Genomic DNA, 18,010 nt, shown 5'->3' with positions numbered 1-18,010 from the left:
AGGAACTCGGCTATGGTTGATTTATCAATAAAAATAAATTTAAAACGAGTTAATCTACAGGCTCGTTATGTGTATTGAGAGGATTCGGTGTTTGATTTTCTAAAGAAGAAAAAATGTGATCAATGTCGTTCTTGGAAAAGCACTAAATTAGTTAAAAATCCTGCTGAATTATCTACATTAATTAAGCGTATTCGAGCTGATGTTAATGACGGAAAGTTGATAGCTCTTCCTCCAACTGATGATAGATTTCAAGAGGAGTTTAATGCAATTCCCAATAAGGCTCCATGGTCAGACATAATTCTAAATTACTTTAAATGCTCTAATTGCAAAGCCAAGTTTAAACTCTTTGCAGATACTTATCATGGTAGTAATAGAAATGGCTGGTATAAAAAGAAAAGTGACGGGGTCACCCATTAGAAAGTTCCGGTCAAGCAGGCAGCTGTGCTTTCTTGATATTTTTAGTCAAAAACCAAATGTTCTTATTTTTTAACTTACTTTAAATATGACTATGCATTCAGTAATGACGTCGTTTGGTGTGAATATGAACCTTGGTTTGAATAAAGAACGCCATATGAATTTAGGCAGTTTAATCAAGCATCGTTGATGATTAATTAAGGCCCTTGGCTTTCGCCTCAGTCATCGTTTAGTACCAATGTCAGCCCAGTTTTGGCAGCATTCTCGCTGCTTAATAACAAATTTGTGGTTTAAATATATTTGGTCAAACCTTGACTTCAGACATCAAAAGCTTTTTAAAAAAATGACAAGCGAAGGTGAATGTATTTACTTTATTCTTCGGCAACTGTATTACCTTGTTCATAACATAGAAAAGCTGCAAAGCAGTCTGCATTAAAAAAGTAAGCTATTACCTCTCGAAATAAGCCACTTAAACACCTGTGATGGCTTCCAAAGCACCAATTAAAACAACAGTAAACCCTCTTTTTACATTATATATAAGATAGCGATAACTAATTGAACCAAAATAGGAACTCGGCTATGGTTGATTCATCAATAAAAGAATAAATTTAAAACGAGTTAATCTACAGCCTTGTTAAGCCTCACCGAGAGAATGGAGTCTAAATGAAATCAATACTATGTTTATTTTCAATTTTTATTAGCTTTAGTGCACTAGGTACAGAGCAGGAGTTACAAGCAACAAAGTCTGGGTTATATGACGTTGGTGGGTTTAAGTTGTATCTTGAGTGCTATGAAAATGACAAGCCTCGACTGATACTTGAGCAGGGCTTTGGTCGCTCTGGTTCAGATGGGGTGTGGTTGGAGAACATTAAACAATTGAAAAATGATTTCAGTATTTGTTTATATGATCGAGCAGGCCTTGGAAAAAGTGAAAAGGGCCCCGTGCCTTTCACTGTTGATGAAATGGCAACTCGACTTCATAATTTGTTGAACACGGCGGAAATTGAGCAACCCTATTATTTTGCTGGTGGTTCATACGCATCATATGTCATAACGTCATTCAATAACCTATATCCACAAAAAGTGATGGGGGCTGTGCTAATCGATCCACCTCCTTTAGGCTACTTTTACACTATGGGTACAAGGTGGCCTGAAAACTTTAAAACGGACAATGAAAAATTGGAGCGTTTTTATAATTTTGAGCAAAGTGTTCATGATCCAATGTTTGAAAGAGTTCCTGAAAACGTAGATCATATGAAAAGCTATGCAACCTTATCTAATGCAGCGAGTTTCGGTGATAAACCTATTATAATTTTACGCGCTAAACAGACCGAAGAGCGTTATGATCCTCCTTTTGTTCCTGAAGAAATCGCCAAATCAATGGACTCCCTGTATGCTAATGCAGAGAGTTACTTTAAAAATTTATCTACAAATAGCCGAGTTATCTATTCGGAATCAGAAAAGCATCACCTGCACATCGCAGACCGTGATTTGGTTGTAAAAAGCATTAAGGAACTTGTCAGCAAATGAGGTTTAAGAAGGTGACAAAGCGAATGGGCGTCTTAAATTTGACTAAGCGTTCATTCCCCACTTATTTCAGCCAACATTAAAGCGCTGTTTATCATAACGTTATGCTGATCAAAGGATTGAGTAAATATGTACATTGAGCGTCACTTTCAAATGATGGCTAAGTATAATGATAGAATGAACAATCAAATATTAAGCGTTGTTGAAAGTTTAAACCCCATAGATTTAACAGAAAATAAAGGTGCGTATTTCAAATCAATTATTGGTACGTTAAATCATATTCTTGTCGGTGATATTATTTGGTTGTCTCGTTTTAATCTTCATTCAGAAAGCTACGTATCACTTAAATGCGTCACTACATTACCTAAACCCAAAAGTCTAAGTGATATTTTGTACCCCGATTTAAAATCATATAAATGTGTAAGAAAAAAAGTGGATTCTGCGCTAGTAAACTGGCTTGATAAAGACATTAATGTATCTGACTTTCATCGAAATCTAGAGTATTCAAATACAGCAGGTATTAAAAGCTCGCGTAATTTTGGTGAATTGGTCAGCCATTTGTTTAACCATCAAACTCACCATAGAGGTCAAGTTTCAACATTATTAAATCAAATGGGGCATGATATTGGTGCGACGGACTTTTTGTACGAGATCCCCGAAATGTAAGCATAAAAGGTCGTTTAAGCGGGCGCGTAACAGTAGGCTCGCGTCTTGCATTTTACTATTCGCTTTTTGAAAGGCTCCCTATGGCACTGAGTTGTTATTAACTCACCTTTTAATTTAGTCCTCTTCTAAATCCACCTACTTGATAAAACATATTTTTACTTTGTATTTAAACCTTTATATCAGTTTTTGCGACTAAGTTTTAAAGCAATAATAAAGGTTTTGTATGAACTACTTAAAGCAGGTTTTAAATATAGCGTTATTGGTTTTAGTAAGCTTTGTGGGTATTAAGCCCGTGCAGGCTACTGACCTACCTTTTGAACAAATAATCACGCCTCAACAAGCAAAGCAAGATGTTGCGCAATGGTCACAATGGCTGCACAGTACGCACCCTGATCTAAAACACAGTGTGGCCGATATTGATGCTTTTTACTTGCAACTAAACACTATAACCGCAGGTATTACTGACGATATTAGCGTGCGGGAGTTATGGGCACGTATAGCGGTATTAAATTCAACATTGGCTGATGGGCACTTAAAAGTAGGGCATGCTCCTACGTCGCAATGGCGTAAATGGGTCAGTGGTGGCGTGGGGCTTTTTCCATTTGAAGTTGCGATTGTAAACCAGCAACTTTATATAAAATCAAACACGGGCGGTACTAAGAGTGACTATGCTAAGCAACAAATCAAGGCAATAAATGGCGTGCCTTATGAGCAAGTCATGGCTCAATTATTACGTCGCACGCATGGTGATACTGATGAATTTAGGCAAGAAGTATTAGCGCGTCAATTTCATCGTTTATTTTATTTAACGTTTGGTTACTCAGAACAATTTAGCATTACGTTGGCAGATGAAGATCTCACTCTCGCTGCGAGCAAATCCATGCCACAAAGCATGGTTGAACGCTCATTTGCAGATACTTTTTATGTTGAGTATGCAGGTGAGTCGGCAACCCTGACTGTTAATTCATTTTCATGGCCTGATTTTAAGCAATACCTTACCTTTATGGACGCCACTTTTACTCAGCTTAAAGAAAAAAATATTAAGCATTTGGTGATTGATATCAGTAATAATGGCGGTGGCGATGATGACTTTTGGATGGCGGGAATTATGCGATATATAACGGATGTACCGTATCGTCACTTTTCCTATTATCGCTCTAAGGTGTTGTTAAAGTATCGTGATCCAGGCCAAATAGTAGGTGAAATTGAGTCTGGCGAGAACACTCGTTTTATACAGCCAGAGCCTGAGCTTGCTAACTTTTTTACAGGGGATGTTGCTGTGAAAATAGGGGCTTATACTTACTCGTCGGCTATTGTGTTTGCTAACACCCTACAAGACTTTTCGATTGCGCCATTGGTTGGCGAAAACACAACAGGAAGAAGCACTCAAACAGGCGGGATCCAGTTTTTAAACTTAGCGCACAGCAATTTGCAAATGGTCAGCCCGCGTTTTATTTTGACAAGGCCAAATGGTGAACTGCAAATGACTGGCGTTAAAGTCGTTTCGTTGTGACGCTTTAAACACAAGGCGCTAATTTTAGTTCTCAGCGCCTAAACTTGTAGGGAGTGATTAACTCAATTCCCTAATTGCATTACTAATGCCATCTAAGCTCATCGGATACATGCGGTTATCCATTAGCTGCTTTATAAAATCAATGGATTGATAATAACGCCAATGTTCAACGGGTTGTGGGTTTAGCCACGCAACTTTATCAAAGTGATTGGTGATGCGGTAAAGTTAAGCTTGAGCATATAGAATGAAATAAGTGGCTTGGGCTTTATTTAAAGTACTTTCAATATTGTTGTACCTATTGTTTTTACAAGGATGTATCATGAAAGTTGTTTTTTATCTGTTTTTTATCTGTTTTTACTATTTTTGGTTAATGTTTCTTTAGCTAATTCAAAGTAAATTATTTTCGAGTGTATATGCAGCAGCTATTCCTATTGGGCGATTTGCAAGTTTTATTGCTAAGTTTATTAATTTAACTTTCCCCAAATTAACTGCTGAAGCTATTGTTGCTACTGAATTAAATGACGCTCTTATAGGTGCTAGTTGGTACAAATCAAATTTGAAACCAGGTGATATTTTAGTTTTCAAGCGAGGTAAGTTAGTTGTTGTTAGAAAAGACGGTACAACAGAAGAGGTTGGAGCAGGATCTGGCGGTGGCAGTAGTGGTACGAGCTCGACAGGTGATAGCTCTAGTACGGGCTCCTCGACTGGCTCGCAAAGTGGTGGGGTTTGTGGGACAAGGGGCACAGGTTTGCACTGGTTGAGGGTGTACGCACTATAGTAAAATCCAGCCTTGTAGTAATAGACCTTAATTATAAAAATATGGATTTTCAGATAAAATGGAAGTGATTTATTCAATCTTTTTAGCTTTGTCTATTATATGGCTGCTAAATTATATTTATGAAATTAAGTTATCAAATGCTTTTTATGCGTCAACTTGTTGTACGTACTTAATAATGGAACTTAATTATGTGATGTATAGCTATTTAGCTTTATTTTTTATTTTTCTGTACTGTGGCTTAATAGCTTTTAAATCATATCAGTTAAAAGATTTTAATAAGCTTGATGGTGCTATCTCTTTAGGGAATCTGAAACAAAACATATTATATCTGTCCCTTGTGACTTTTTTAGGTTGTTTAGTATATTTTGCTATACCAACCTTCGGTCGCATTTTCTTTATTTTGTTAATATTCGTGGGTTGTTTTATTATTAATATTTTAGCTTCATTGTATTGCAAGAAGGTTTTTGATTAACTCAACTCCCTTATTGCATTACTAATGCCATCTAAACTCAGCGGGTACATTCGGTTATCCATCAACTGCTTTATAAAATCAATGGATTGATAGTAACGCCAGTGTTCAACGGGTTGGGGGTTGAGCCACGCGACTTTATCAAAGTGATTGGTGATGCGGTTTAACCAAGCACTTCCGGGCTCTTCGTTGTAGTGCTCTACAGAGCCGCCGGGGTAGGCGATTTCATAGGGCCCCATGGTGGCGTCGCCAACAAATATCACTTTGTAGTCGCTGGTAAACTTGTTAATCAACGTCATGGTGTCGATAACGTTTGCATGACGGCGTTGGTTATCTTGCCAAACATGTTCGTATAAGCAGTTATGAAAATAGTAAAATTCTAAGTGTTTAAACTCGCTATGAGCAGCGCTAAAAAGCTCTTCGCAGGTGTGAATGTAATCATCCATTGAGCCGCCGATATCAAACAGCATTAACACTTTTACCGCGTTGTGGCGCTCGGGTACCATTTTTACATCTAGCATGCCGCCTTGTTTGGCCGTTGCGCGAATGGTTTCGTTTAAATCTAACGTGTCACTTGCGCCAGTGCGGGCAAATTTACGTAGTTTTTTAAGGGCCAATTTTATAGTGCGTGAGCCTATTTCGCGATCTGAGTCGAGGTTTTTATATTCGCGTTTATCCCACACTTTTACAGCGCGGCGGTTACGGTTGCCGTCTTGACCTATGCGCACGCCCTCGGGGTTGTAGCCATAGGCGCCAAAGGGTGATGTACCACCGGTGCCAACCCATTTATTACCGCCAGCATGGCGTTTTTGTTGCTCTTCTAGGCGCTCTTTAAGGGTTTTCATTAGTTCATCAAGGCCGCCCATGGCCTTAAGTTGTGCTTTTTCTTCATCACTTAGGTGTTTTTCAAACTCTTTGCGTAGCCACTCATTGGGTAAGTTATGTTGCTGTTTTAAGCTCTCAAGTAAATCGAGATCGGCAACGCCGCTAAAGTAATCAGCAAAGGCTTTGTCGAAGCGGTCAAAGTGGGTTTCGTCTTTAACCATAATGGTACGGGCTAAATAGTAAAACCCGTCAACATCGGCAAATACCGCGCCTTTTTTTAGCGCGTTGATTAAATCAAGCAGCTCACGCATGCTCACTGGTAAGCGGTATTCACGCAGTTTGAAGAAAAACGCAATCAACATGTTAACGGCGGCTCATAAAGGCAAGTTTTTCGATTAGGCTGATGTCTTGCTCGTTCTTTAAAAGCGCACCAAACATCGGCATTAGGCCGCCTTTTTGGCTTTTGTCGTGCAAGGTTTTAGCGTCGATGTCTTCGGCCATTAAAAGTTTAAGCCAGTCGAGTAGTTCGCTGGTAGATGGCTTTTTCTTAATACCGTTGACTTCACGTAGGCCAAAAAACACTTCCAGCGCTTGGCGCACTAAATCTTGTTTTACGTCTGGGTGATGCACATCAACAATTTGCAGCATTTCATCGCTCGATGGAAAGTCAATGTAATGGAAAAAGCATCTTCGAAGGAATGCGTCTGGCAATTCTTTTTCGTTATTTGAGGTGATGATCACAATAGGGCGCTGTTTTGCAACGACGCGCTCGCCAGTTTCATAAACATGAAACTCCATTTTATCCAGCTCAAGTAATAGGTCATTCGGGAATTCGATGTCGGCTTTGTCTATTTCATCAATCAATAATACCGGGCGTTTATTATTCTCTTCGCCGTAGGTAAAGGCTTGCCAAAGCTTGCCTTTAACAATGTAATTGCCGATGTCGTGCACACGCTCATCACCAAGCTGGCTATCACGTAGGCGTGAAACCGCATCGTATTCATATAAGCCTTGCTGCGCTTTGGTGGTTGATTTAATGTGCCATTGAATAAGCGTGGTATCTAAACTTTTCGCCAGCTCTTCGGCCAGCATTGTTTTACCTGTGCCGGGTTCGCCTTTTATTAATAGTGGCTTTTCTAGCAAAATTGCCGCATTCACCGCTTGTTTTAACGAATTACTAGCGATGTAGTTATCTGTAGAATTAAATTGCACGTAAATACCTATCTGGTCTGAGCAGTGTTATTTTAAACATGATGCCATAACTATTCGGCATCGCCAAGGTAAGCAAAGCGGGGAATGATTTGGCCGTCTTTTTCTACGGTTTCTAAAAACATACTCAATGGGCGTGCCCACATGCCATGCTCACCATATAATGCTTGGTATATCACTAGTGGCTCTTGCGTTTCGCTGTGGGTGGCAACATAGAGCACTTTATATTGTGGACCTTTGTAGTGTTGGTATAAGCCTGATTTGAGGGGAAGTGGTTTTATTGCTGTAGTCATGTTTTGATCTCTTGTATAATTTGCGCTTGCACTTTTAATGCTAACTAATTTGCCACTATTATGAACTATATACCGTTAGATGATTACAAAAAAGCGTGGGTTTTTCGCCACCAAGATGCCCCCGTATCAGAGCAAGACCTTGCTTTAATTAAACCTATGAGCCATGAACGCGCTGCTGTACTTTGGAGCACGATGGTGAGCCGAGAGCATGACCACCCTGATTTTTTTGATAAAACTGATTGGTGCGGCAAAGAAGAAACCTTCACTGAAACCGTTCGTTGGGAAGATGCTTGGGAAGAAGGCACTGAACAACCACCAGAAGAAATTTTAGCGCACTTAGATTGGCAAGCGAACACCACAGTGTACTTTTGTATGGCGCGAGATAACATCATTGAAACCAGTTTTGATGTATTTAAACGTAATTGGCAAAACTTTATGTTTTTAGCTGATGGTAGTTTGCTGTTAGGCAAGAAGCGTGATGCGGTTGTGCAGTTTTTAGAAACTGGTGATGCAAAGCTGGGCAATAAGCCCGCGTAGACGCTTAAAAAGCAGTCAATACTATGCTATAAAATACGTAACTAAGTGTTTTTGAGTAGATACGTTGACTGCGAGTGAGCCCCATCAACAAACTAATATTTGGCAATCAGACGCACAACGTGTGCTCTATGCCCAATTATGTAATGCCTTTTATGCGAGGGAAATTGCGCGTTTAGTGACGGAGCCAAATGAACAACGGTTGCGTGCTATTTTAAAAAGCTTACCTTATTACATAGAACGCGCTGCTACGCGTGTGGTAAATGGTGAGGCCCCTTTTGTACTCGATCCGCAAAATGGCAGTTGGCTTGATAAACAAAAAGCCAAACCCCCTACCCAAGATGATCTTGCCGATTTTTACTCTCTCAATAATAAATTAGGCCTAATTGTGCCGTTATTAGTTATAAACGATAATCTGTCACGGGTTGCAATAGACAGCATCGACCAAGTAAGCGACAATAAACTTCATTGTAATGAACACGGTTGGTTTGATTGCCAAGGAAAGCCTCTCGACGGGCAAATAGGGCTGTTATTAAAGCCTTCAAAAGCAACAATGACTGCGGCATGTTGCGGCCATCAGTGGCGTTTTTCTAAACGTAGTACACCGCGTATTTTGTCACTAAGAGAAATGCTGCTTGCGAGTAATATTAATTGGCGAAACTTAAAACGCCCCGCGTTCATTAAAAAATGACCAGTAGCCTTATTATGTGCATTTAATTTTATACTGGAAGAGCAACGTTCAAGGAGTATGTTATGCGACTGTTTCAATTTTTATTACTGTGTTTAGCACTATTTGTTCAGTATAAGTTGTGGTTTGGCCACAATGGCGTACAAGATTACAGTCGCTTAAAAACTGCTGTAAACTCCCATCAAGAAACCAATGCCAATTTAATTAAGCGTAATAAAGTACTTAAGGCCGATATCGAAGATTTAAAGCTTGGCCAAGAAGGTGTTGAAGAACGCGCTCGTAACGAATTAGGAATGATAAAACCCGGTGAAACGTTTATACGTGTTTTACCTGGGCAACAATATAATGACCAATAAATACTCAATAGCTGCTGTAGTACCCGCCGCAGGGGTTGGTAGCCGTATGCAACATACTGCGCCAAAACAATATATAACGTTAGCGGGTAAAACTATTTTAGAGCACACTCTGACAAAGCTTGCTGCGATTTCACAGCTTACTCATATCGTGGTAGCTGTAAGCGATGATGACCCATTTTATGCACAGTTACCTCCTATAGATAGCAGAGTTATACGTGCTAGCGGTGGTAAAGAACGCGCTGATTCAGTTTTAAGCGGTTTGTTAGCACTTGCTGACTCGCCACCTGATTGGGTGCTGGTGCATGATGCTGCAAGACCCTTGGTTGATATTAGCGATATTAATAATTTAATAGAGCAATGCGTACATGCTGGTGAGGGCGGTATTCTCGCCGCTAAAATAAAAGACACCATTAAACGCGGCCACACTCATAGCGAACAAACAGTGCCGCGAGATGATTTATGGCAAGCATTAACGCCCCAGCTTTTTAAGTACTCCGATTTAGTTAATGCCTTAACAGGTGCATTGGCTCAGCAGGTTGCAATTACTGATGAGGCATCAGCCATTGAATGGGCTAAAAAGCCGGTTAAATTGGTTGCAGGGCGTAGCGATAATATAAAAATAACCACTCCAGAAGACTTAGACTTAGCTCACTTTTTACTTCAAAAACAACACAGCGAGAACGCATCATGATTAGAATTGGCCACGGCTTTGATGTTCATAAGTTTGGCGGCGAAGGCCCATTAACGATTTGTGGGGAAAAGATTGATTATCCTCAAGGGTTTTTAGCACATTCAGACGGTGACGTTGCTATTCATGCATTATGTGATGCCATTTTAGGTTCGCTTGCAATGGGTGATATTGGCAAGCACTTTCCCGATACTGCCAGTGAATATGAAAATATTGATAGCCGTATTTTATTACGTCATGTCGTTGATTTAGCTAAACAGCAAGGCTATGTGCTTGGTAATGCTGACGTGACGATTGTAGCTCAAGCGCCTAAAATGCTGCCACACATTCAAGCTATGCGTAAAAACCTAGCCGCTGATTTAAACGCTGATATTAGCCAAGTGAATGTAAAGGCGACCACCACTGAAAAGCTAGGGTTTGAAGGGCGTAAAGAAGGTATATCAAGCCATGCAGTAGTGATTATGAGCAAAGCGTCACTATGAGTGATTTAAACTACTTATATGGTAAACCGTTATCTCAGGCTGATTTTAAAACTACCGCCGAAGACTTTATGGTAGATGAAGACTTAGGTATTGAATTTACAGGTAGCGGTGAACATGTGTGTTTACAGGTCGTAAAAAAAGGTGAAAACACACAATATGTAGCAAAGTTATTGGCGCAAAAAGCAGGTATTTCACCGCGCGATGTAAGTTACGCCGGTATGAAAGACCGCCACGGTGTATGCAGCCAATGGTTTAGCGTACCTGTGCCAATAAAAAAAGAGATTGATTTTACACAGCTCAATAGTGACTCTGTGTTTATTGTCGCGCAGCACCGACATAACCGTAAATTACGCACTGGGTGTCACAAAGGCAATAAATTTACCATTACCCTGCGTAATGTCACGCAACCGTTAGATATCCTTTGTAGAATTAATGCCGTGCGTGCTGGTGTGCCTAATTACTTTGGTGAGCAACGCTTTGGTCACGACGGCCATAACCTTGATATGGCAAAACGCATGTTTGCAGGCGAGCGCATTCGTGATAAAAAATTACGAGGCTTAGTTATTTCGGCTGCGCGTTCGTATGTATTTAATCAAATTGTGAACCTGCGAGTAGCAGAGCACGGTTTAGCTAAAACCATGCACCGTGAAGTGTTTATGCTTGGTAGTAGTAATACATTTTTTGAAGACACAATCAATGATGAAAACATCGCGCGACTTGCGTCGGGCGATATTATTATGTCGGCTCCTATGGTGGGTAAAAGTGAAAAGGGCCTAACAGAGCAAGAAAAGCAATGGTTAGAACCTTACCAAGAATGGTGCGACGGCCTAGGTGAGCTCGGTCTTAAAAATGAGCGCAGAATGTTGCGTTTAATCCCGCAGGATTTAGCTGTTGAAACGATAGACGAAACCACTATCAAGTTAAGTTTTGGTTTACCCAAAGGAACGTTTGCTACAGCACTTCTTCGTGAGCTGGTGGATTACAATGATGCAAGCCCTCGGGTACATAAAGAAAAGGATGCTTAAATGAAGATATTATTGAGTAATGACGATGGTGTAAATGCCAAGGGGATAGCAGTCCTTTATCAAGCGTTATCACAAATTGCAGAGGTGACTCTAGTAGCGCCTGATCGCAATTGCAGTGGGGCAAGTAATTCACTTACTTTAATGAACCCGTTACGTGCAACAACACTTGAAAACGGGTTTATTTCAGTTAATGGTACTCCCACTGATTGTGTGCATTTAGGTGTTAACGAACTACTTGGTGAAAAACCAGATTTAGTTGTTGCGGGTATAAACCATGGGGCTAATTTAGGTGATGACACCTTGTACTCAGGCACTGTTGCTGCCGCTACTGAAGGGCGGCATTTAGGTTTGCCTGCGGTTGCAGTATCACTTTGCTCTAAAGAAGGTAACCACTTCGAGACAGCCGCTGCAGTGACGGTGGGTATCATTAAAGAGTTGGCTTCTCATCCGTTACCAAAAGACCAAATCATAAATATTAATGTGCCTGATGTTCCTTTGAGCGAACTAAAAGGCGTGCAAGTGACTCGTTTAGGTGCGCGCCACAAAGCAGAGACCATGACGAAGCAGCAGGATCCATGGGGACGTGATATTTACTGGTACGGTACCTTGGGTGCTGAGAGTGACGCAGGCGATGGCACGGATTTTTATGCAGTCAATAATGGTTATGCTTCTGTGACTCCTCTAAGTGTTGATATGACGGCTAAAGATAGTCTTCAAGCGGTTGGTGATTGGCTAAAAACGATGGAGATCAATGGTGCTGTCTAACTATACTCGCAGCGCACAAGCTTTAGCCGATCTACTCGCCCGAGAAGGTGTTGAAGATAAGCAGGTGCTCAATGCAATTGCTACAATACCGCGGCATATGTTTATTGATGATGTGCTTAAACATAAAGCCTATCAAAATACAGCGCTGCCTATTGGTCAAGGGCAAACGATTTCACAGCCCTATATAGTTGCACGAATGACTGAGCTGCTGCGATTGGCAGGGGTTCGTGATAAAGTACTCGAAATTGGGACGGGATCAGGCTACCAAACTGCTGTACTTGCTAAAACGTTCACCACAGTTTGCTCTGTTGAACGTATTAAAGCATTACAATGGCAAGCAAAACGCCGTTTACATAATCTTGATTTGTACAATGTCACGATGAAGCATGGTGATGGTTGGCAAGGCTGGCAATCCCAAGCACCATTTGAAGGTATTATTGTCACTGCTGCGGCCTCACAAGTTCCTCAAGCATTGCTTGATCAGTTAGCTGATGGCGGTGTGATGATTGCCCCTATTGGTAATGAAGAACAACAACTTGTTATGGTTGTTAGAAAAGATAATAAATTTACTCAACACGTAATTGCACCAGTGAGATTCGTTCCACTTGTCCCTGGTGATATTGAATAGGAAACCACCTTGAAATTGTTTACAAAGTTATACGATATGGCCTTAGTGTGGGCGAAACACCGTCATGCTGAGCGTTATTTAGCGGGCATGAGCTTTGCTGAGTCTGTTTTTTTTCCAGTTCCACCTGATGTAATGTTAGCACCTATGGCACTTGCACAGCCTAGCAAAGCGTGGCGTTTTGCAAGTTTTACAACAATTGCCTCAGTGATAGGTGGCATTTTAGGCTATTTGTTAGGTTTTTGGCTATTTGAACCTGTAGTAGAGCCCCTTATTGCTCAAATGGGCTGGCAAGAAAAGTTTAATGTCGCATTAGAGTGGTTTAAAAACTATGGAGTATGGGTGGTATTTATTGCAGGTTTTTCACCTATACCCTATAAAGTGTTTACTGTGGGGGCTGGACTTTTACACATGGCATTTTTACCCTTTTTGCTTGCATCAGCCGTCGGCAGAGGTGCGCGTTTCTTTTTAGTGGCAGCACTGATGAAATGGGGCGGAGTGAAAATGGAACAGAAATTACGTCAATATGTTGAAGCACTTGGCTGGGGATTAGTCGCTTTAGTGGTTGTCGCTTACTTTTTATTGCGTTAACCGCCAAAAGAGACAGTTTGAAGGATTGAGGGCAAAACACCGTGAATAAATACTTTATATGCTATGTTGTTTTATTTATGAGTGTTTTGCTCACTGGTTGCTCTTCGCGTAAAGCACCAGCGCCTGTAAGTAGTTTAGATACGAGCGTCGCTCCTTACACTGGCAGAATTAATATAGTTGGCGATAAATATACAGTAAAAAAAGGAGACACACTTTACTCTATCGCCTTCAGTGCACAACAAGATTTTCGAACCCTTGCAAAAAACAACGATATTCCAACTCCTTATATTATCCACCCCGGTCAAATAATAAACCTAAAAAAGGTACAAATTAAAAGTAAAAAGCGTAAAAAGTATACGAATCCGAGTAAAAAGTCTACAAAAGAAATACAAAAAAATAACAAAAAATTAAAGAAAGAGCTTGATCAGCCAAAACAACGAGAGTATGTTCAAAAACAAGGTAGTAAAAAAGTTAGCAATTCTAGTAGCTTTAACCCTAAAAAGGTACGTTGGTCTTGGCCTGCAAAAGGCAAAGTAACACAACGCTTTTCCACAAGGGAGAATGGCTATAAAGGACTACAAATAGCTAACAAAAAAGGTACATCTGTTTTCGCTGCAGCACAAGGGACCGTTGTTTATGCAGGAAGCGCACTTCGAGGTTACGGTAGTTTAATCATTTTGAAACATAATGATGATTATCTTAGTGCTTACGCACATAATTCGAAGTTGTTAGTTAAAGAAAAGCAGCATGTGAAAGCAGGGCAAAAAATAGCAGAGATTGGCAGCTCTGATTCTGATGTTACGGCATTGCGTTTTGAGATCCGTTATAGAGGAAAGGCTGTTAATCCCCAAAAATATTTGCCTTAGCTAACGGGTATAGACACCAGTGATTATATAATCACTTATTTGCTTGAGGGTACGCTAATGGGTAACACAGCAAACGTAAAAAAAACGAAATCCGCAGTTGACGATAAATTTGATGATGTAACGGTTAAAGAGCCAACAGAATCGTTATTAGAAGAAGTTGATAAAGAAGACGATATATTCGCGAAAGAGGAAGTGACTAAAAACTTAGATGCTACTCAATTATATTTAGGTGAAATTGGTTTTTCTCCATTATTGAGTGCTGAAGAAGAAGTATTTTTTGCCCGTAAAGCGTTAAAAGGCTGTGAAGCTTCCCGCAAACGTATGATTGAAAGTAACCTTCGCTTAGTTGTAAAAATTGCCCGCCGCTATAATAACCGAGGTTTAGCATTACTAGATTTAATTGAAGAAGGTAATCTAGGTTTAATCCGCGCTGTTGAAAAATTTGACCCTGAACGTGGCTTTAGATTCTCAACTTACGCTACGTGGTGGATACGCCAGACTATTGAACGCGCTATCATGAATCAAACACGTACAATTCGTCTTCCTATCCATGTTGTTAAAGAATTAAATGTATACCTACGTACTGCGCGTGAATTAACACAAAAGCTTGATCACGAACCAACGGCTGAAGAGATTGCAGAATGCTTAGACAGACCCGTTGAAGACGTAACTAAAATGCTGCGTTTAAATGAAAAGATCACATCGGTTGATACACCTATTGGTGGCGAAAATGATAAAGCATTACTTGATATTATTGCTGATGAGAAAGGCTTTAGCCCCGAAGGTGAAGTTCAAAATAACGACATCAATAAGCATATTGTAGATTGGCTAGGTGAGTTAAACCCTAAGCAACGTGAAGTGCTAGCTCGTCGTTTTGGATTGTTAGGTTATGAACCATCCACACTTGAAGATGTAGGTCGTGAAATTGGCTTAACACGTGAGCGTGTGAGACAAATTCAAGTTGAAGCGCTGCGCCGACTAAAAGACATTTTGCAACATGAAGGGCTTAGTACTGATAGTTTATTTGATCAGTTCACATAAGTTCTAGTAAAAAATACACACACTTATAAAACAGTTTATAGAGCTGAAGAGGTTGCCTCTTCAGCTTTTTTTTGTTTAATTTTTAAAGCAGCGCTTTTAATTTATAGAGTAGGTCTTGAGCTTGGCGCGGGCTCAAATTATCTAAATCAATTTCAGCTAACTGGGTTTCTACCTCGCTTGGCTCACTTTCAAACAATGATGCTTGTTGAGCATTTAAGTCAGCGGTAACAGGTTGATGGTTTTCAAGCATTTTTAGCTTTTGCTTTGCTTGTTTTATCACAGCTTTTGGAACACCGGCTAGCGCTGCGACTTGTAACCCAAAACTCTTGCTTGCAGCTCCATCTAATACGGTGTGCATAAACGCAATTGTATCATTGTGTTCAATTGCGTCTAAGTGGACATTTACAAGTCCAGCTTGTTGCTCAGCAAGTTCAGTTAATTCAAAGTAGTGTGTAGCAAACAATGTTTTAGCTGCAATTTTTGATGCTAAGTGATCCGCTGTTGCATACGCCAGTGAAAGGCCATCGTAAGTACTTGTGCCACGGCCTATTTCATCCATTAATACTAATGATTGCGCGGTTGCATTATTTAAAATTGTTGCCGTTTCGGTCATTTCTACCATAAAGGTTGAGCGTCCTGAGGCCAGATCGTCGCTTGCACCTATACGGGTGAATATTCGGTCAATGTTACCAATATTGGCACTGTCTGCGGGTACAAATGAGCCAATATGAGCCATCAGTACGATCAAAGCTGTTTGACGCATATAGGTTGATTTACCACCCATATTTGGCCCTGTTATGATTAGCATTTTGCGTTGCGCATTCAGCTCAACAGGATTGGCAATAAATGGGTCTTTCATTACTTGCTCAACCACAGGGTGGCGGCCTTGCTTGATGCTGATATCGTCATTATTACAAAGCTGTGGCTTTGCATAATTAAGGGCAATTGCGCGCTCAGCAAGGTTATTGAGTACATCCAAATCAGCTAATGCACCAGCCATTAACTGTAATTGCTCTATATGTGGCGCAATAAATTCAAAGAGTTGTTCGTAAAGTTGCTTTTCAAGAGCAAGTGCTTTTGATTGGCTACCGAGTACTTTGTCTTCATGCTCTTTTAGCTCAGGAATTATATAGCGTTCGTTGTTTTTAAGCGTTTGACGACGAATATAATCAGCTGGTACTAAATGGGAGTTGGCGCGACTTACTTCGATAAAAAAGCCGTGTACTTTGTTGTAGCCAATTTTAAGGGTACTAATACCGGTGCGTTCACGTTCACGCTGCTCTAATTGTTCAAGTACATCTGTGGCACCTTGACTCAATGCGCGCCATTCATCTAGTTCGCTGTTGTAGAGCGGTGCTATTACTCCTCCATCACGAATAAGTACGGGTGGATTATCAATGACTGCACGTTCTAATAAATCTTGTAGTTCAGGCAGGGTTGGGGAATCGGCAATAATTTGTGCAATGCGAGGATCGCTGGCGTCATTTAATAATGCATGTAATGGGCTCAATGCTTGTAATGCACTGCGCAGACGAGTTAGATCGCGTGGTCTTGCCGTCCATAGAGCTAACCGTGCAATAACGCGCTCTATATCGCCTATTTGTTTAAGCGATTCATGAAGCTCACCGCACAGCTGCGCATCTATGATTGCACCTATTGCGTTGAGGCGCGCGTTAAGCTCTGGTTTTGAGCGAATAGGTGTATGAATACGGCGTTTTAATAAACGCGAACCCATCGCAGTCGCCGTTTTATCAAGCACTTGTGCAAGGGTATTTTCATATCCACCTGATAAGTTGACAGTGAGCTCCAAATTTTTACGGGTTGCGGCATCAAGAATCACAGCATGTTCATTATGCTCAAGAGTGATTGCACGAATGTGGGGAAGGGCAATCCGCTGCGTGTCTTTAACGTATTGCATTAAGCAGCCCGCTGCGACAAGTGCAGCTTTGGCTTTATCAACACCAAACCCGATGAGATCTTTAGTACCAAATTGATCGCATAACAAATGCTGTGCGGTATCTAAATCGAACTCCCACTCAGGGCGACGACGAATACCTTTAATGTGTTCAATTAAGTGTAAATTTGCAAAGTCTTCGCTATACAATAATTCGGCTGGTGCTAAACGTTGTAATGTTGAGCTAAATGCTTCATCGGTATTGACCTCAACAATGTTAAAACGACCAGAGTTGATGTCTAAATAAGCGATACCGTAAATACCTTTCTTATTTTGCCATACACTGGTTAGTAAATTATCTTGGCGTTCTTGTAATAGTGCTTCGTCAGAAATGGTACCGGGTGTAACGATACGGACTACTTTGCGCTCTACAGGGCCTTTACTTGTTGCGGGGTCACCAACTTGTTCACAAATAGCGACCGACTCACCCATTTGCACTAATCGCGCAAGATAGTTTTCAACAGCATGATAAGGTACACCCGCCATTGGGATGGGGTCGCCACCGGCTTTGCCACGGTGAGTTTGTGAAATATCTAATAACTGTGCGGCTCGTTTTGCGTCATCGAAAAATAATTCATAAAAATCACCCATTCGGTAAAACAATAAAATATCACGATGTTCAGATTTTATTTTTAGATACTGCTGCATCATCGGAGTTTGTTGACTTATTGTGTGTGGTGCATAAAGATCAAACGACATGT

The 18,010-nt window shown here is 40.7% G+C and carries 19 protein-coding genes; 15 read left to right on the top strand and 4 right to left on the bottom strand.

All coding sequences use genetic code 11. The features are described from left to right. Positions 1-87: 87 nt before the first annotated feature. From ACHUE3_RS10885 to ACHUE3_RS10870, 4 genes are all read left to right on the top strand, one after another. The gene (locus tag ACHUE3_RS10885) at positions 88-417 is read left to right on the top strand and encodes a hypothetical protein (RefSeq protein WP_394192435.1); all 330 of its coding nucleotides are present in this window, start codon (positions 88-90) and stop codon (positions 415-417) included. A gap of 660 nt (positions 418-1,077) precedes the next feature. Next, complete coding sequence (locus tag ACHUE3_RS10880; protein WP_394192434.1) at positions 1,078-1,944, top strand: alpha/beta fold hydrolase; 867 nt, start codon at positions 1,078-1,080, stop codon at positions 1,942-1,944. A 126-nt stretch (positions 1,945-2,070) separates the two neighbouring features. Beyond that, a complete protein-coding gene (locus ACHUE3_RS10875; RefSeq protein ID WP_394192433.1) occupies positions 2,071-2,607 on the top strand; it encodes a DinB family protein in 537 nt (178 codons plus the stop codon). Positions 2,608-2,830: 223 nt separating this feature from the next. Next, on the top strand, positions 2,831-4,120 hold the full coding sequence (locus ACHUE3_RS10870; RefSeq protein ID WP_394192432.1) for a S41 family peptidase: 1,290 nt from the start codon (positions 2,831-2,833) through the stop codon (positions 4,118-4,120). A gap of 1,246 nt (positions 4,121-5,366) precedes the next feature. Here the strand turns inward: ACHUE3_RS10870 and ACHUE3_RS10865 are convergent. The 3 genes from ACHUE3_RS10865 to ACHUE3_RS10855 are packed head-to-tail and all read right to left on the bottom strand — an operon-like array spanning position 5,367 to position 7,694. Next, a complete protein-coding gene (locus tag ACHUE3_RS10865) occupies positions 5,367-6,554 on the bottom strand; it encodes a vWA domain-containing protein (RefSeq protein WP_394192431.1) in 1,188 nt (395 codons plus the stop codon). A 1-nt stretch (position 6,555) separates the two neighbouring features. Next, positions 6,556-7,404 (bottom strand): AAA family ATPase, encoded by an 849-nt coding sequence (locus ACHUE3_RS10860; RefSeq protein ID WP_394192430.1) that lies wholly within the window; start codon positions 7,402-7,404, stop codon positions 6,556-6,558. 50 nt (positions 7,405-7,454) lie between these two features. Continuing rightward, positions 7,455-7,694, bottom strand: coding sequence for a DUF1653 domain-containing protein (locus ACHUE3_RS10855; protein ID WP_394192429.1), 240 nt, complete (start codon positions 7,692-7,694; stop codon positions 7,455-7,457). 60 nt (positions 7,695-7,754) lie between these two features. On the opposite strand from ACHUE3_RS10855, the gene ACHUE3_RS10850 reads away from it, so the two are divergent. The 11 genes from ACHUE3_RS10850 to rpoS all read left to right on the top strand — a co-directional run bounded on the left by ACHUE3_RS10850 (position 7,755) and on the right by rpoS (position 15,355). Continuing rightward, positions 7,755-8,231 carry a DUF2947 domain-containing protein gene (locus ACHUE3_RS10850; protein ID WP_394192428.1) on the top strand — a complete coding sequence of 159 codons (477 nt, stop codon included), beginning with the start codon at positions 7,755-7,757 and terminating at the stop codon, positions 8,229-8,231. Positions 8,232-8,295: 64 nt separating this feature from the next. Then, complete coding sequence (locus ACHUE3_RS10845; protein WP_394192427.1) at positions 8,296-8,919, top strand: hypothetical protein; 624 nt, start codon at positions 8,296-8,298, stop codon at positions 8,917-8,919. Positions 8,920-8,981: 62 nt separating this feature from the next. Continuing rightward, positions 8,982-9,272, top strand: a complete 291-nt coding sequence (ftsB, locus tag ACHUE3_RS10840; RefSeq protein ID WP_394192426.1) for a cell division protein FtsB — start codon at positions 8,982-8,984, stop codon at positions 9,270-9,272. After that, positions 9,262-9,963 carry a 2-C-methyl-D-erythritol 4-phosphate cytidylyltransferase gene (ispD, locus tag ACHUE3_RS10835; RefSeq protein WP_394192425.1) on the top strand — a complete coding sequence of 234 codons (702 nt, stop codon included), beginning with the start codon at positions 9,262-9,264 and terminating at the stop codon, positions 9,961-9,963. Before ftsB ends, ispD begins: the two co-directional genes overlap by 11 nt. Next, complete coding sequence (gene ispF / locus ACHUE3_RS10830; protein WP_394192424.1) at positions 9,960-10,442, top strand: 2-C-methyl-D-erythritol 2,4-cyclodiphosphate synthase; 483 nt, start codon at positions 9,960-9,962, stop codon at positions 10,440-10,442. Before ispD ends, ispF begins: the two co-directional genes overlap by 4 nt. Then, positions 10,439-11,467: a tRNA pseudouridine(13) synthase TruD gene (gene truD / locus ACHUE3_RS10825; protein ID WP_394192423.1), complete on the top strand. Its 1,029-nt coding sequence runs from the start codon at positions 10,439-10,441 to the stop codon at positions 11,465-11,467. Before ispF ends, truD begins: the two co-directional genes overlap by 4 nt. Beyond that, positions 11,468-12,232: a 5'/3'-nucleotidase SurE gene (gene surE, locus ACHUE3_RS10820; protein ID WP_394192422.1), complete on the top strand. Its 765-nt coding sequence runs from the start codon at positions 11,468-11,470 to the stop codon at positions 12,230-12,232. After that, positions 12,222-12,860, top strand: a complete 639-nt coding sequence (locus ACHUE3_RS10815) for a protein-L-isoaspartate(D-aspartate) O-methyltransferase (RefSeq protein ID WP_394192534.1) — start codon at positions 12,222-12,224, stop codon at positions 12,858-12,860. The genes surE and ACHUE3_RS10815 overlap by 11 nt, the downstream gene beginning before the upstream one ends. Before the next feature lie 9 nt (positions 12,861-12,869). After that, positions 12,870-13,448: a YqaA family protein gene (locus ACHUE3_RS10810; RefSeq protein ID WP_394192421.1), complete on the top strand. Its 579-nt coding sequence runs from the start codon at positions 12,870-12,872 to the stop codon at positions 13,446-13,448. A 41-nt stretch (positions 13,449-13,489) separates the two neighbouring features. Continuing rightward, complete coding sequence (locus ACHUE3_RS10805; protein WP_394192420.1) at positions 13,490-14,314, top strand: peptidoglycan DD-metalloendopeptidase family protein; 825 nt, start codon at positions 13,490-13,492, stop codon at positions 14,312-14,314. 57 nt (positions 14,315-14,371) lie between these two features. Then, the gene (gene rpoS, locus ACHUE3_RS10800) at positions 14,372-15,355 is read left to right on the top strand and encodes an RNA polymerase sigma factor RpoS (RefSeq protein WP_394192419.1); all 984 of its coding nucleotides are present in this window, start codon (positions 14,372-14,374) and stop codon (positions 15,353-15,355) included. Between the two features lie 82 nt (positions 15,356-15,437). On the opposite strand, the gene mutS is transcribed toward rpoS, so the two are convergent. Next, positions 15,438-18,008 carry a DNA mismatch repair protein MutS gene (gene mutS / locus ACHUE3_RS10795; RefSeq protein ID WP_394192418.1) on the bottom strand — a complete coding sequence of 857 codons (2,571 nt, stop codon included), beginning with the start codon at positions 18,006-18,008 and terminating at the stop codon, positions 15,438-15,440. Positions 18,009-18,010: the final 2 nt, after the last annotated feature.

Origin of the sequence: Pseudoalteromonas atlantica (assembly GCF_043641955.1) — a bacterium.
Lineage (GTDB): Bacteria > Pseudomonadota > Gammaproteobacteria > Enterobacterales > Alteromonadaceae > Pseudoalteromonas > Pseudoalteromonas atlantica_A.
The sequence above is the reverse complement of the archived record's forward strand: the minus strand, read 5'-3'. Positions and strand labels throughout refer to the sequence as shown.